Origin of the sequence: Brachybacterium massiliense, from assembly GCF_900184245.1 — a bacterium.
Classification (GTDB): Bacteria; Actinomycetota; Actinomycetes; order Actinomycetales; family Dermabacteraceae; genus Brachybacterium; species Brachybacterium massiliense.
Map to the genome: position 1 here is coordinate 337,014 of NZ_FXXB01000007.1, position 13,525 is coordinate 350,538.

12 protein-coding genes are annotated in these 13,525 nt (G+C 70.9%); 5 read left to right on the forward strand and 7 right to left on the reverse strand.

Annotated features, from left to right (window positions below):
• Positions 1-49 precede the first annotated feature (49 nt).
• Positions 50-1,066, reverse strand: coding sequence for a LacI family DNA-binding transcriptional regulator (locus tag BN4251_RS08235; RefSeq protein ID WP_087484625.1), 1,017 nt, complete (start codon positions 1,064-1,066; stop codon positions 50-52).
• Between the two features lie 318 nt (positions 1,067-1,384).
• Here BN4251_RS08235 and BN4251_RS08240 point away from each other — a divergent pair, with 318 nt between their 5' ends.
• From BN4251_RS08240 to BN4251_RS08250, 3 genes are all read left to right on the forward strand, one after another.
• Positions 1,385-2,986, forward strand: a complete 1,602-nt coding sequence (locus BN4251_RS08240; RefSeq protein ID WP_087484626.1) for a DEAD/DEAH box helicase — start codon at positions 1,385-1,387, stop codon at positions 2,984-2,986.
• The gene (locus BN4251_RS08245) at positions 2,983-3,426 is read left to right on the forward strand and encodes a rhodanese-like domain-containing protein (RefSeq protein WP_087484627.1); all 444 of its coding nucleotides are present in this window, start codon (positions 2,983-2,985) and stop codon (positions 3,424-3,426) included. Before BN4251_RS08240 ends, BN4251_RS08245 begins: the two co-directional genes overlap by 4 nt.
• 123 nt (positions 3,427-3,549) lie before the next feature.
• The gene (locus tag BN4251_RS08250) at positions 3,550-4,446 is read left to right on the forward strand and encodes a cation diffusion facilitator family transporter (protein WP_483861826.1); all 897 of its coding nucleotides are present in this window, start codon (positions 3,550-3,552) and stop codon (positions 4,444-4,446) included.
• Positions 4,447-4,513: 67 nt separating this feature from the next.
• Here BN4251_RS08250 and BN4251_RS08255 read toward each other — a convergent pair whose 3' ends face one another.
• Complete coding sequence (locus tag BN4251_RS08255; RefSeq protein WP_087484629.1) at positions 4,514-5,482, reverse strand: MsnO8 family LLM class oxidoreductase; 969 nt, start codon at positions 5,480-5,482, stop codon at positions 4,514-4,516.
• Positions 5,483-5,588: 106 nt separating this feature from the next.
• Here BN4251_RS08255 and BN4251_RS08260 point away from each other — a divergent pair, with 106 nt between their 5' ends.
• The gene (locus tag BN4251_RS08260) at positions 5,589-6,593 is read left to right on the forward strand and encodes an LLM class flavin-dependent oxidoreductase (RefSeq protein WP_087484630.1); all 1,005 of its coding nucleotides are present in this window, start codon (positions 5,589-5,591) and stop codon (positions 6,591-6,593) included.
• 71 nt (positions 6,594-6,664) lie between these two features.
• Here the strand turns inward: BN4251_RS08260 and BN4251_RS08265 are convergent, their stop codons facing one another.
• From BN4251_RS08265 to BN4251_RS08275, 3 genes are read right to left on the reverse strand one after another with little or no spacing between them, the layout of a single operon-like run.
• A complete protein-coding gene (locus BN4251_RS08265; protein WP_087484631.1) occupies positions 6,665-7,993 on the reverse strand; it encodes a TRAP transporter large permease in 1,329 nt (442 codons plus the stop codon).
• A gap of 2 nt (positions 7,994-7,995) precedes the next feature.
• Positions 7,996-8,601, reverse strand: a complete 606-nt coding sequence (locus tag BN4251_RS08270) for a TRAP transporter small permease (protein WP_087484632.1) — start codon at positions 8,599-8,601, stop codon at positions 7,996-7,998.
• Positions 8,601-9,701 carry a TRAP transporter substrate-binding protein gene (locus BN4251_RS08275; protein WP_245810257.1) on the reverse strand — a complete coding sequence of 367 codons (1,101 nt, stop codon included), beginning with the start codon at positions 9,699-9,701 and terminating at the stop codon, positions 8,601-8,603. The genes BN4251_RS08270 and BN4251_RS08275 overlap by 1 nt, the downstream gene beginning before the upstream one ends.
• A gap of 325 nt (positions 9,702-10,026) precedes the next feature.
• Here BN4251_RS08275 and BN4251_RS08280 point away from each other — a divergent pair, with 325 nt between their 5' ends.
• Positions 10,027-10,857 (forward strand): CPBP family intramembrane glutamic endopeptidase, encoded by an 831-nt coding sequence (locus BN4251_RS08280; RefSeq protein ID WP_087484633.1) that lies wholly within the window; start codon positions 10,027-10,029, stop codon positions 10,855-10,857.
• A 129-nt stretch (positions 10,858-10,986) separates the two neighbouring features.
• Here BN4251_RS08280 and groL read toward each other — a convergent pair whose 3' ends face one another.
• Both groL and BN4251_RS08290 read right to left on the reverse strand, forming a co-directional pair.
• On the reverse strand, positions 10,987-12,630 hold the full coding sequence (groL, locus tag BN4251_RS08285; RefSeq protein WP_087484634.1) for a chaperonin GroEL: 1,644 nt from the start codon (positions 12,628-12,630) through the stop codon (positions 10,987-10,989).
• A 293-nt stretch (positions 12,631-12,923) separates the two neighbouring features.
• Positions 12,924-13,520, reverse strand: coding sequence for a LytR C-terminal domain-containing protein (locus BN4251_RS08290; RefSeq protein ID WP_087484635.1), 597 nt, complete (start codon positions 13,518-13,520; stop codon positions 12,924-12,926).
• Positions 13,521-13,525: the final 5 nt, after the last annotated feature.

Here is a 13,525-nt window from a genome sequence, read left to right on the forward strand (position 1 = left end):
ACGCATCCCCCCACGAATTGCAACGTGGGAATTTCGGTGGATCCGCCCGTCATCGCCCGCCGGGCGCGACACTCGTGCCGCGCACCACCAGGCGGTGGGCGATCACGGTCTCCGAGCCCGCCGACTCCTCGCCGCCCTCGGTGAGCGCGGCGTCCAGCGCGGCCGTGATCAGCGCCTGCAGATCCGGGGCGATCGTGGTCAGCGCGGGCCGCGACCAGGCCGCCTCGGCGATGTCGTCCCAGCCCACCACGGCCACCTGGCCCGGCACGTCGATCCCGTGATCGAGCAGCGCGCCGAGCGCTCCGAGGGCGAGCAGGTCGTTCCCGGCGACCACCGCATCCACCTCGAGACCGGCCGCGAGCACCGCCTCCATCTCGCGGCGCCCCGCCGCGCGGTCCCAGTGCACGACCTCGCGGATCATCGCGGGCTCCACCTCGCGCCCGGCGAAGCGCAGAGCGGCCCGGAACCCGGCCAGACGATCGGTCGCGGTCGAGCGCACGGCGCCGTCCATCCCCAGGAACAGCAGGCGCTCCCGCCCCTGCTCCACCAGGTGGTGGACCACATCGACGGCGGAGGCGACGTTGTCGATCGCGACATGGGAGATCTCCGCCGCCGCCGGCAGGCGCTCTCCCAGCAGCACCACCCGGGGCCCGTCGGCATCGAGCAGATCCGCCGGGGCGAGCGCCGTGGGAGAGATGATCACCGCATCGACCGGGCGCGGCGCGAGCCCGCGCACATGGGCCCGCTCGGTCTCGGGATCACCCAGTGAGACCTCGACGCTGACGGTGTAGCCGCGCTCTCGGGCGGCGATCTGCATCAGCTCGGCCAGGCGCGCGAAGTAGGGGTTCTGCAGCTCGGGCACCACCAGCGCGATCGTGCGGGTGGGCCCGCCGCGCAGGTCACGGCCGACGCGATTGGGCACATAGCCGAGCTCCTGGATCGACCGCTCGACCCGCCGCCGGGTCTCCTCCCGCACGACGGGGCGGTCGTTGACGACGTTGGAGACGGTCTTCCAGGAGACGCCGGCGTGCTGGGCGACGTCCTTGATGCTCACGCGGCGCGCCATCGGCTCTCCTGGGTCAGGGGGAACGGGTCGGGGATCGCTTCGAGGGTACCGGAGCGGCCGATTCTTCCCACGTGGGAAGATTGTGGTCGGAGGTCCCGACCCCGTCCCGCCACCCGGTGGTATCTCACATGCGCTCGCCGGTTCGTCGCCACCGACACCCGGCGCACGTACTGTGAGCGGGAGTGCCGTCCTCCCGCCGCGGCACAGGTCCCGGCAGGCTCCGCCCCGGTGACAGCGTCGGCGGAGGAGAGCCGCCCTGTGCGACGTCGCCCTCCGACGCCCCGGGCAGGACTGCAGCACAGAGAACGGATCACCTTCGTGACCACCCCTGATTTCGCGCGCCTCGGCGTGCCCTCCGTCCTGATCGGCGCCCTCGCGCCGCGGGGCATCACCGAGCCCACCCCGATACAGGCCGCGACGCTGCCGGACTCCCTGTCCGGGCGCGACGTGCTGGGCCGGGGGCGCACCGGCTCGGGCAAGACCTACGCCTTCCTGCTGCCGCTGGTGGCTCGCCTGATCGAGCAGCCGCGTCGGCGGGTGGGCCGTCGACCGCGGTCGCTGATCCTCGCGCCCACCCGCGAGCTCGCCTCGCAGCTGGCCGAGTCGCTGGCGCCCCTCGAGCAGGCCGCCGGGCTGCGCAGCACCGTCGTCTTCGGCGGCGTGGGACAGAACCCGCAGGTGAAGGCGCTGGCCGGGGGCGTGGACGTGCTCGTGGCCTGCCCCGGGCGCCTGCTGGACCTGATGAACCAGGGCCACGTGGACCTCGGCGGCGTCGAGATCACCGTGATCGACGAGGCCGACCACATGGCAGACATGGGCTTCCTGCCGATGGTGCGCAAGATCCTCGCCAAGACCCCGCGCGACGGTCAGCGCATGCTCTTCTCCGCGACCCTCGACTCGGGTGTGAACAAGCTGGTCAAGGAGTTCCTGGACCAGCCCGTCACCCACTCGGCCGATCCGGCCACCAGCCCCGTGGGCACGATGGAGCACCACGTGCTCGAGGTCTCCTCGGCCACCCGATTCGACGTGCTGCGGGATCTCGCCGCCGCGCCGGGCCGAACGATCATGTTCACGCGCACCAAGTACGGCGCGAAGAACCTCGCCCGCAAGCTCAGCGCGCGCGGCGTGGACGCGGTGGACCTGCACGGCAACCTCTCGCAGAACGCCCGCACCCGGAACCTCGAGGCCTTCGGCTCGGGCACCGCGACCACGATGGTGTGCACCGACATCGCCGCGCGCGGCATCCACGTGGACGAGGTGGCGCTGGTGGTCCACGCCGATCCGCCTGTCGAGCACAAGGCGTACCTGCACCGCTCGGGCCGCACCGCCCGGGCGGGCGAGTCCGGCACCGTGATCACCGTGCAGACCCCGGAGCAGAAGCGGGACGTCAGCGATCTGATGCGCAAGGCTGGCATCACCCCCACCTACCACCAGCAGGTCCAGGCGACGAGCCCCGTGCTCACGGAGCTGGCGCCGGGCGAGCGCGTGGCCACGCACGAGCCGCGCCAGCCCGAGCCGGAGCTGGATCAGGCGCGCCTGAACGGCGAGCGTCGCAGCCGTGGCCGGTCCGGCGGGCAGAGCCGTTCCGGTGGCCAGAGCCGGCCGGGCGGGCAGGGCCGGTCCGGCGGGCAGGGCCGGGGCGGCCAGGGTCGCTCGGGCGGCCAGGCCGGCGGCGGCCGACGCGGCGGCCAGGGCTCGGAGAACCCCGCCGAGAGCACCGGCCAGGGACGCGGCGGCAGCCGTCGTCGCGGCCAGGGCTCCGGCTCGTCGGGTGCATCGAGTCAGGGCCAGCGTCAGGGCCAGCGTCAGGGTCAGCGCCAGGGCGCCCCGGCCCGCTACTCCACGAGCTCCGAGGGTGCCGGCAGCGGGAACTCCGTCGGCGGTGGCCTCGCCGCCTTCTCCTCCGGCCGCCGGCGATGAGCGACGCCGGCTCGTCCGGCCGTCGCCGCGGCGCCCCTGCACAGCACAGCATCGAGGAGATCCTCGAGGCCGCTCGTCGCGGGGTGCAGCGGATCGCTCCTGCTGAGCTGGCGCAGGCGCAGGCCGACGGCGCGCACGTGATCGACCTCCGCTCGGCCGCGACCCGCGTGCCCGAGGGGCACATCCCGGGCGCGACCGTGATGGAGCGCCTGGTGCTCGAGTGGCGGCTGGATCCGGGCAGCACGCACCGGATGCCGGCCGGACCCGAGCACGACGACCTGGTCGTGGTGGTCTGCAACGAGGGGTACTACTCCTCCCTCGCGGCCCGTGACCTCCGTGACCTCGGCTTCCACCGTGCCACCGATCTGGTGGGCGGCTTCCGCGCGTACCGCGAGGCCGGACTGCCGATCGAGACGGAGCCCACCCGCAGCGTGGACTGACGCGTGAGCTGAGCTCCCTGACGGCGGGGGCGGGCACCGACGAGGCGGAGACGCCGTCGGTCCCGTGCGGCGTCCCCCAAGACCGATCTGCGGAAGTTCGCGTGGCTGTCGATCGTCGCCGCGATCCTCACCATCGCCCTGAAGACCGGCGCCTGGGCGCTCACAGACTCCGTCGGACTGCTCTCCGACGCCGCGGAGTCGACGGTCAACCTGGTCGCCGCGGTGGTGGCGCTGATCGCGCTGACCGTCGCCGCGCGCCCCGCCACCGAGCGCTTCCTCTACGGCCGAGCGAAGGCCGAGTACTTCTCCGCGGCCGTCGAGGGCCTGATGATCTTCGTGGCCGCGGCGGTCATCATGGTCACCGCCGTCGAGCGGTTCATCAATCCGCGCCCCCTGGAGAACCTCGGCCTCGGCCTGGTCATCGTGGTGATCGCCTCGCTGATCAACGGCGGGGTGGCGGTGGTGCTGCTACGGGCTGGGAAGGCCCACAACTCGATCACGCTGCGGGCGGACGGCAAGCATCTGATGACCGACGTGATCACGAGCGCCGGCGTGCTGCTGGGCGTGGCGCTGGTGGCGCTGACCGGCTGGGAGCGGCTGGATCCGCTGATCGCCTTCGCGGTGGGCGTCAACATCATCGTCACCGGCATCGGCCTGCTCGGCGAATCCGTGTCCGGACTGCTCGACAAGGCCCTGCCGGACGAGGACCACGAGATCATCACCGAGGTGCTGCGCCGGCGCACCGACGGGACCGTCACCTTCCACGGCCTGCAGACCCGCGAGGCCGGTCAGCAGAAATACATGAACGTGCACGTGCTGGTGCCCGACGAGTGGACCGTCAAGCGCGGCCACGACTACATCGAGGAGCTCGAGGACGAGCTGCACGGCTGCCTGCCGGACCTCACGGTGCTCACCCACCTCGAGCCGATCTCCGACCCCGCCTCCTACGAGGACATCCCCGCGCAGCACGTGCCGATCCACGGCGACGACCACGATCCGACGCGGCCGCCCGAGGAGTGATCAGGCGCCGTGCTCGGTGCAGTGGTCCAGGGGATGGTCTCCGGCGCGGTGAAGGGCTGATCCACCCTCAGCGCAGCAGGGCCGCGAGGCGGGCGTCGGACGCGGCGAGCGCCTCGCGGTCGTATGTCGAAGCGCTCGAGAGGATCTCGTCGGCCCGGGTGCGCTCGACGAGCTGCTCGAGCCGGCGCCTCACCATTCCATCAGTGCCGGCGGCGGCGCGGACCAGACCTTTCTCCACCCTCGCCGCCTCCTTCTCGCTGGGGCGCGCGGCCCGGATCTGCTCGACGCTCTCGAGCGCCTCGAACAGCCCGGTGGTGCGGGAGCGGGCCATCGCCCAGACCTCGGGCAGGGCGAGCTCCCGCGCCTCTTCGGCGGTGTCCGCGATCAACAGGTCCAGCGAGAGGATCACCTCGGGGGCGCTGCCGCGGTGCGGCCTGAAGCGCCGACGGTAGCCAGCCAGGCGCTCCTCGAGTTCGGGCGAGTCCAGCATCGGCCCGCCGATCACCACCGGCAGCCCGAGGGCGGCGGCGGTGTCGATGCCGCTGCCGGTGGCCAGGACGAACACCGCGGGCGCCGAGGTCCCCGCAGGCTGCGCGGTGAGCGCGGCGGTGCCCTCGAGGTGCTCGCGCAGCTGGGCGATCTCGTGGGCGAAGGACTCCGTGCCGGCCTCGGTGCGTCCGAGCGCCTCACGCACCGGGGCGGTGAACCCGAGCGTCCGCCCGAGCCCCAGGTCGATTCGTCCCGGATACAGCGCCTCGAGCATCAGGAACTGCTCGGCGACCACGAGCGGGCGATGGTTGGGGAGCATCACCCCTCCCGAGCCCAGTCGGATCCGCTGGGTACGGCTGCCGATCGCGGCCAGCAGCACCGCCGGTGAGCCGCTCGCGATCCCCGGCACGGCGTGGTGCTCGGCGACCCAGAACCGTGCGTAGCCCAGGTGCTCGGCCTCGATCGCACGGTCCCGGGTGTGCCCCAGGGCGGCCGACGGCAGATGGCCGCGGCGGGTGCGACAACGATCGAGCAGGGAGAGCCTCATGCCCTGCAGAACGCCCCGGCGAGGCCGGAACTTCCCTGGACAGCGGTCAGGAACCTCTCACTCCGCCCCTCCCCCGCGCGCAGCGCCCATGACTAGCCTGAACAGCATGAACACTCCTCATGTGCCGCTGTCGCTGCTCGATCTCGTCCCCATCTCCGAAGGCATGACCACTCGCGAGGCGATCAATGCCTCGATGGAGGCGGCCCGGGCGGCCGACCGGCTCGGCTACGAACGGCTGTGGTTCGCGGAGCACCACAACACCAACAGCCTCGCCTCGAGCGCGACCTCGCTGCTGATCGACCGGGCGGCCTCGCTGACCGAGCGCATTCGGGTGGGCTCGGGCGGGATCATGCTGCCCAACCACTCCCCGCTCGCGGTGATCGAGCAGTTCGGCACCCTGGTGCAGTTCCACGGCGACCGCATCGACCTGGGCCTGGGTCGCGCCCCCGGCACCGATCAGCTCACCGCCCAGCTGCTCGCCCGCACCTCTGCGGAGCCCTCGGCCTTCCTCGCCGCTGTCGAGCAGATGCGGGACTGGTCCCGCGAGGAGGGCTCCGGGGACGTGCCGATCCACGCGGATGTCGCCCGCGGCACCGAGGTGCCGATGTGGATCCTCGGCTCGACCGCCAACGGCGCGCGCCTGGCCGCACAGCTGGGGCTGCCCTTCTCGGTGGCCTCCCACTTCGCGCCCTTCCAGTACCTGCATGCGCTCGACGTCTACCGCGAGAACTTCGACCCGGACGCCGACGCCGCACAGCTCGAGACGCCCCGCACGATGGTGGGCGTCAACCTCGTCATCGCCGACACCGACGAGGAGGCGCAGCACCAGTTCACCACCCTCCAGCAGATGTTCCTGGGCGTGGTGACCGGGCAGCGCAGAAAGATCCAGCCGCCGCGACCGCTCGAGGAGGTCGCCCCGGACCAGCTGATCTCGCAGGTGGATCAGACGCTGTCGATCCGGGCCGTCGGCTCGCCGTCCACCGTGGTGCGCCAGCTCGAGGAGATCGTCGCCGCGACCGGTGCGGACGAGCTGATCCTCACCGCCTACTACTTCGATCCCGCCGATCGGCTGCATGCGCTCGAGCTGCTCGCCCAGGCGTGGGGGCTGTGAGCAGACCGCTCCCGGCCCGGAGATGAGGAGGGGCCGTCGCGCATGCGCCACGGCCCCTCCCCACCTCTGGATCATTCGCTGGACATGCCCAGCAGATCCGGGATGAACAGAGAGATCTGCGGGACGAACACGATCAGCAGCAGACCGATCACCAGCGGCACGTAGAAGGGCAGCAGGCGTCTGATCACCGGCTCCACCTTCATCCGCCCCACCCTGGCGCCGACGAACAGGATCACGCCCATCGGCGGGGTGATCGTGCCCAGACACAGGTTGAACGTCATCATCAGGCCGAAGTGGATCGGATCCACCCCGAGCTCGAGGGCGACGGGCAGGAAGATCGGCGTGAAGATCAGGATCGCCGGGGTGGGATCCATGAACATGCCCACCATCAGCAGTGCCAGCATCATCAGCAGCAGCACGATGATCGGCGAGGAGGAGACGCCCAGCAGCGCGCTCGCGATGAACTGCGGGATGGTCGCGTAGGCGAGCACCCAGCCCAGCACACCGGAGACCGCGATCAGCAGCAGCACCACGGCGGTGGTGCGGGTCGCGGCGAGGATCACCGCGGGCAGCTTCTTCACGGTCAGCTCGCGGTAGATCAGGCCCAGCACGAGCGAGTAGACCACGGCGATCACCGCGGACTCGGTGGCAGTGAAGAACCCGGCCACCAGGCCGCCGATCACGATCACCATCATGAACACCGCCGGCACCGCGGCGAGCAGGGTGCGCACGGCCATGGCGAGGGTCAGCTCGCCGCGGGCGGCGCCGTTGTCGTTGCCCACCAGCTCGGGCCGACGCCTGGTCATCAGGTAGACCATCGCGATGCAGGCCAGCATCCACACCGCGCCCGGGCCGTAGCCCGCCGCGAACAGGGTCGCGACCGAGGTCGAGGAGACCAGCGAGTAGACGATCAGCGTGTTCGAGGGCGGGATCAGCATGCCCGACGGCGCGGAGGCCACGTTCACCGCGGCGGCGAAGGCCGGGTCGTAGCCCTCCTTGCGCTGGCGCGGGCCGAGGATGCCGCCGACGGCCGCGGCCGAGGCCACGGCGGCGCCGGAGACGGAGCCGAACAGGGCGTTGGCGACCACGTTGGTCTGGGCGAGCGAGCCGGGCATCCGGCCCACCAGCACCTTCGCGGCGTCGATCAGACGGGCGGCCACGCCGCCGGTGTTCATCAGCTGCCCCGCCAGGACGAAGAACGGGATGGCGAGCAGGGAGAACGAGTTCGCGCCCATGAACATGCGCTGGGCGGAGACGAAGACGGCCGGCTCGATGCCGATCACGGCGATCAGGGCGACCGCGGAGGGCAGCCCGATCGCGATCGCGATGGGGGCGCCGAGGGCGATGAGGATGAGGATGCCGACGATCAGGATGATCCCGGCGAGCATTGCGGGATCCATGATCAGCGCTCCTTCTCGGTGTCGGTGGTGGGCTCGGCCTCGGGGAGCGAGGACTCCTGCGAGCCCTGGGTCACCGCCGCCGCGGCGGCGGCGCCGGCGCGCTCCGCAGCCTCGTCGTCGGTCTCCTCGAGCGGGGCGAGCTCATCGCCGCGCACCGCCAGCAGGAGATCCTCGAGGGCGAGGAAGGCGATCATCACGCCGGCCACGGGCAGCGCGAGGTACATGTGGCCCACGGTGAACGGGAAGCCGGGGATCACCTGGTCCCAGGACATCGAGACACCGCGCAGACCGCCCCAGATCATGGCGAGGACGGCGAAGGCCAGGGTGCAGGCCTGCACCGCGACGACCAGCACCTGACGAACGGCGCCCGGGGCGCGCTGCGCGAGCACGTCCACGGCGATATGGCCGCGTTCGCCGAACACGAGGGTCGCGGCGAACAGGCTCAGCCACACGAACATGTACTGGGCGGTGACGGTGGTCCAGGGGCTCGGGTCACCGAGCACCTGGCGGGTGAACACCTGCCACACCACCACCAGCACGAGCACCGAGAACAGCACGATGCACAGCAGCTTCAGGGCGCTGAGCAGCCCCTGACGGATCGTCCACATCACGCATCCCCTCCCTCGGCGGCGGCGCGGATCGCCTCGTACAGCGCGAGGTCGTCCGGGTGCTCGAGGATCGACAGGCCCACCTCTTCGATGAGCGGGGCGAACACCTCCGGATCCGGATCGGTGATGGTCACACCGCGATCCAGCATCTGCGCGGTCATCTTCTCGGTCTCCTGCTTCCAGATCTCGACGAACTCGCTCTGGGTCTCCGCCCAGGCCGCGCGCAGCGCCTCGGCGTCCCGCTCATCCATCTCCTCGAGCAGGTCCGTATTGGCCAGCAGGAAGTCGAAGCCGATCAGGTGGTTGGTAAGGGTGAAGTGGCCGGCCACCTCGTAGTGGCGCTGGGTCACGTACGAGACCTCGTTGTTCTCGGCCCCGTCGAGCACACCGGCCTGGAGCCCGGTGTAGACCTCGCTGTAGGCCATCGGGGTGGGCACCCCGCCGATCGCATCGATCAGGCGCAGGAAGATCTCCGACTCCTGCACGCGGATCTTCAGCCCGGCCAGGTCCTCGACCGATTCGATCGGCCCCTGCGCGGTGTAGAGGTGGCGGCTCCCCTGGGTATAGCCGCCCAGCACGGTCAGGCGCATCTGCGGCTCGAGGGAGGCGAACAGCTCGCCCACGATCGCCTCGTCGAGCATCACCCGGTTCTGGTGGTCGATGTCGTCGAAGACGCCCGGCACGTTCATCGGCAGGAAGCGCGGCGAGGAGTTCTCGATCTGCGTGCCGGAGATGACGGCCATGTCGATGGCGCCGTCGGAGACCAGCTGCACGGTCTCCTGCTGATCGCCGAGCGAGTTGTTCGCGTAAACGCGGGCGCCGTAGCGCCCGTCGGTCGCCTCGGCGATGCGCTCGCCGAAGGAGACCAGCGAGCCGTAGCTGGGGTGGGACTCCGCCTGCCCCAGCGAGATCGACAGGACGCGGTCCACGCCGGTGACCGCACCCTCCTGGGTCGCGCAGCCGCCGAGCAGGGCAGCACCCGCGCCGAGCACGGGCAGGGAGCTCAGGAAGCGGCGGCGCCCCAGCCCTCCCCCGGCGTCAGGACGGGACCCGGCGAGCGAGCGTGAGGCTCTCCGCCGGCTGGACGATGGTGTTCGCACTGCATTCCTCCTCGAATGGGTCTCTCCGGGCCGCGACGACTCAGCGGCACGGAGTCGCGTGCGCGCTCACCGGGCCCGGCAGGGCGCGGCGCGCGGACGCTCCGTGGTCGAGGCGATGCGTGGCGGGGCCCTGCGCCGGGCCGCCGATCGACTCCTCGTCACACCATGAGGCATCGGCGCCCGGTCGCATCGCGATCGATCTCCGACAGCGTGCCAGCGAGCGGGAAACCGGTCTCACGCGTTGCCGTACGTTGCCGCGCCTCGATCTGGGTGCGCTGTGCGTGAGATGTGTCCCAGGTCTCGGGCGCCCTGTCATGCTGGGGGCATGGCCACCGCCCCCGCTGCCGCCGAGCGCCCCGAGCACACCGGCACGCCGCGGCTCGGCCTGCTCCCGGCGGCCGGGGTCTCCGCCTCGGCGTTCGCGCTGTTCGGTCTCCAGCTGGCCGGCTGGGGCCACGCGCTGCTCGCGCTGAGCCTGGTGGGGGCGTTCCTCGTCTCGCGAGAGCTCGGCAAGGATCTGTCGCTGATCGGCCTCGGGATCACGATCGTCTCGACCACCTCGGTGAAGGCCGATGTGGACTGGGACCGGTTCTTCACCATCGGCACCGTGCTGCTCCTCGCCGTCTCCGCGCCGCTGCTGGTGGATCGCCTGGTGCTGCGCCGACGGGCGATCCGCTTCCCCTGGCTCAACGGCGAGCGGTGGAACCGCTGGCAGATCGGGTACCTGATCGCCGTCCCGGTGCTGGGATGGCTGATCCTGCCCTACTACTTCATCTCCTCCGGCGCCTACGAGAACTGGCCCCACATCACCGACGGGGGCGCGCTCGCGCGCTTCTTCGTGGGCGTGAACTTCGTGGGCACGTGGGACGAGCTGTTCTTCATCTGCACCTGCTTCGCGCTGCTGCTGCGCCACTTCGGGGTATGGACGGCGAACCTGCTGCAGATGGTGATCTTCGTGTCGTTCCTGTGGGAGCTCGGCTATCAGGAGTGGGGGCCGCTGCTGACCGCGCCCTTCGCGCTGCTGCAGGGCTGGCTGTTCTCGCGCACCGGCTCGCTGCTGTACGTGCTGATCGTGCACCTGCTGTTCGACGTGGTGGTCTTCCTCGCGATCGTCCACGCGCACAACCCCGGGGTGATCCCGATCTTCCTGGTCTGAGCGCGGAGGAGCCTCGGATCAGCAGAGGGAACAGCAGAGCGCGCACGCGAACGGGCCCCGACCCTCCGGAGAGGATCGGGGCCCGTCGAGCGCTCGGGTGGGAGCGATCTGCTCAGGGGTTCACCCTGATCACATCATGCCGCCCATGCCACCCATGCCGCCCATGCCGCCCATGTCGTCGCCGCCGCCGGCCGGAGCGGGCTCCGGCTTGTCGGCCACGACGGCCTCGGTGGTGAGGAACAGGCCCGCGATCGACGCCGCGTTCTGCAGCGCAGAGCGGGTGACCTTGACCGGGTCGATGATGCCGGCGGCGACTAGGTCCTCGTACTCGCCGGTCGCGGCGTTCAGGCCGTGGCCGACGGTGAGGCCCTTGACCTTCTCCGCCACGACGCCGCCCTCGAGGCCGGCGTTGACCGCGATCTGCTTCAGGGGCGCCTCGATGGCGACCTTGACGATGCCGGCACCGGTGGCCTCGTCACCCTCGAGGGCGAGCCCGCCGAAGGTCTCGGCACCGGCCTGCAGCAGCGCGACGCCGCCACCGGCGACGACGCCCTCATCCACAGCGGCCTTGGCGTTACGCACGGCATCCTCGATGCGGTGCTTGCGCTCCTTGAGCTCGACCTCGGTGGCGGCACCTGCCTTGATGACGGCCACGCCGCCGGCCAGCTTCGCGAGGCGCTCCTGGAGCTTCTCGCGGTCGTAGTCCGAGTCGGAGTTCTCGATCTCGGCGCGGATCTGGGACACGCGACCGGCGATGCGGTCGGCGTCGCCCGTGCCCTCGACGATGGTGGTCTCGTCCTTGGTCACGACGATCTTGCGGGCCTGGCCGAGCTGCTCAAGACCGGCGGTCTCCAGCTTGAGGCCGACCTCCTCGGCGATGACCTGACCACCGGTGAGGATGGCCATGTCCTCGAGCATCGCCTTGCGGCGGTCGCCGAAGCCGGGGGCCTTGACGGCCACGGACTTGAAGGAGCCCTTGAGCTTGTTCACCACGAGCACCGCGAGGGCCTCGCCCTCGACGTCCTCGGCGATGATCGCCAGCGGCTTGCCGGCCTGGATGACCTTCTCCAGCAGCGGGAGCAGGTCCTTGACCGAGGACACCTTGGAGGAGAGCAGGAGGATGTAGGGATCCTCGAGCACGGTCTCCTGGCGCTCGGCGTCGGTGACGAAGTAGGGCGAGATGAAGCCCTTGTCGAAGCGCATGCCCTCGGTGAGCTCCAGCTCGAGGCCCATGGTGTTGGACTCCTCGACCGTGATCACGCCCTCCTTGCCGACCTTGTCCAGCGCCTCGGCGATGAGCTCGCCGATGGCCGGGTCAGCGGCGGAGATGGCTGCGGTGGAGGCGATCTGCTCCTTGGTCTCGATCTCGTGCGCTTGCGAGAGCAGGGTCTCCGAGACCGCGGCGACGGCCTTGTCGATGCCGCGCTTGAGCGCGATCGGGTTGGCGCCGGCGGCGACGTTGCGCAGGCCCTCCTTGACCAGGGCCTGAGCGAGGACGGTGGCGGTGGTGGTGCCGTCGCCCGCGATGTCGTCGGTCTTCTTGGCGACCTCCTTCACCAGCTCGGCGCCGATCTTCTCGTAGGGATCGTCGAGTTCGATCTCCTTGGCGATCGACACGCCGTCGTTGGTGATGGTGGGGGCGCCCCACGACTTCTCGAGCACGACGTTGCGACCCTTGGGGCCGAGGGTGACCTTGACGGCGTCGGCGAGCTGGTTCATTCCCCGCTCGAGACCGCGCCGGGCCTCCTCGTCGTAAGAGATGAGCTTGGCCATTGTGGAATCTCTCCCGTGTGGTGTGTGTCCACCCGACCCAGTGCCCGCGACGGACGAGAGCCGGCACCGTGTTCATGTCCCACGGCACCGTCCCCCTCACGGGGCCGGAATGTGTGTGGCCGACAGGACGGCGGACCGCCTGCCGAACGTGCACCCGCTGCGCGGGAGATCGGGCGCGCGAGGCGCTGTCACTCTCGATCATCGAGTGCCAGATCATCATAAGCACTCCACGGCGGAGAGTGCTAACTCTCCGCCGTGGGCGGACACGCTTCGGGCCGTCCGGCCCCGGGGGATCAGCCCTCGTCGCCCTCGCCCTCGGGGGCGTCGCCGGGCTCGGCCACGGCGATCAGGGTCACGGCGGCGTCGTACTCGTCGCTCTGACGCGCCTCGCCGGCGCCCACCCGCTCGGCGAGCGCCTGAGCGGTGTCGAGGTCCGCCTCGTCGCGGTAGAAGACCACCGGCTCCTGCTGGGGGTTGTCGGCGGTGGCGACGCTGACGTCCTCCCAGCCCTCGCCCTCGAGAGCCTCCTGCCAGCTGCCGGCCAGCCCGTTGATGCCGCCGGCGTTGACCACCAGCACCGGGGTGGACAGGTCCGGCTCCGGAGCGGGCTCGGACTCCTCCGCCTCGGTCTCCTCGGCGGCGGACTCCTCCTCGCTCTGCTCGGCGGCGCTGGTGGGATCCTCGGCGCGATCGTCGCCACCGCCGCCACCCATGCCGCCGATGAAGAAGAGCAGCACGACCAGCAGCACCGCGGCGGCGCCGATGATGATGATGTATAGCAGGTTCTCCCGCCAGAACGGCAGCTCGGCGCGGTGGGCGCCATGGAAGGACACGGCGTCCGCCTCGTCGTCGAAACGGTCCGGGGGGTACGGATACTGGGAATCAGCCACGGCCC

Bases quoted from the DNA above. Each gene is read 5' to 3' on its own strand.
- BN4251_RS08235 (WP_087484625.1), bottom strand. From the start codon at position 1,066: ATGGCGCGCCGCGTGAGCATCAAGGACGTCGCCCAGCACGCCGGCGTC.
- BN4251_RS08245 (WP_087484627.1), top strand. From the start codon at position 2,983: ATGAGCGACGCCGGCTCGTCCGGCCGTCGCCGCGGCGCCCCTGCACAG.
- BN4251_RS08255 (WP_087484629.1), bottom strand. From the start codon at position 5,482: ATGAGGCTCTCCCTGCTCGATCGTTGTCGCACCCGCCGCGGCCATCTG.
- BN4251_RS08260 (WP_087484630.1), top strand. From the start codon at position 5,589: ATGAACACTCCTCATGTGCCGCTGTCGCTGCTCGATCTCGTCCCCATC.
- BN4251_RS08265 (WP_087484631.1), bottom strand. From the start codon at position 7,993: ATGGATCCCGCAATGCTCGCCGGGATCATCCTGATCGTCGGCATCCTC.
- BN4251_RS08270 (WP_087484632.1), bottom strand. From the start codon at position 8,601: ATGTGGACGATCCGTCAGGGGCTGCTCAGCGCCCTGAAGCTGCTGTGC.
- BN4251_RS08280 (WP_087484633.1), top strand. From the start codon at position 10,027: ATGGCCACCGCCCCCGCTGCCGCCGAGCGCCCCGAGCACACCGGCACG.
- groL (WP_087484634.1), bottom strand. From the start codon at position 12,630: ATGGCCAAGCTCATCTCTTACGACGAGGAGGCCCGGCGCGGTCTCGAG.